The organism is Sediminibacterium sp. C3 (assembly GCF_000508085.1).
Classification (GTDB): domain Bacteria; phylum Bacteroidota; class Bacteroidia; order Chitinophagales; family Chitinophagaceae; genus Sediminibacterium.
This window is the reverse complement of the sequence record NZ_AXUM01000002.1, coordinates 1-489: the sequence shown is the minus strand read 5'-3', so window position 1 is coordinate 489 and position 489 is coordinate 1. Positions and strand designations below refer to the sequence as shown.

The 489-nt window shown below is 33.1% G+C and carries 1 protein-coding gene; it reads right to left on the bottom strand.

The window, feature by feature from the left end; all coding sequences use genetic code 11:
• A partial coding sequence (locus F777_RS17035) for a uroporphyrinogen-III synthase (protein ID WP_026750245.1) occupies window positions 1–489 on the bottom strand: 489 nt, incomplete at both ends.

The window sequence follows — 489 nt, the reverse complement described above, 5'->3', positions numbered from 1 at the left end:
GATTTTTCGCAATCACTGCATTATAGGTATCCGTATAGTATTGAAGGCGCGTAAAAGTTGTATTGCCAATGCATATATATATTCTTTCTGAAGAAAATCTATTTGCGAAGGAGAAACTGTCAATTGCACTGGGGCTAAAAAATAGAATTGCTTCAAATGGAATAGCATCTACCGGTATTGGATTTAATTCGGTTTGATAGACAGTAAGATCTTGATAAGACATTCCTGAACCTGTAACTACATATCTTAAATCGGGCAGCGTAAGATTCCCAATTGGGTGAAGAATTTTTTGAATATTTAAAACTGCTTTGTTCAGCTTAATTAATTTACCCAATTCATTTACATTTGGGGCAGTAATTCTTGGTACTAAATTGCGAAGTAAAAGTTCATCTCGTGTTGCACCCTGTAAAGCAAAAATGTTTTTTTCGGCTAATAATTTTTTATCAATATTTTCAAGAAAGTATTGAACAGCATTTGCACTTGTAAAAG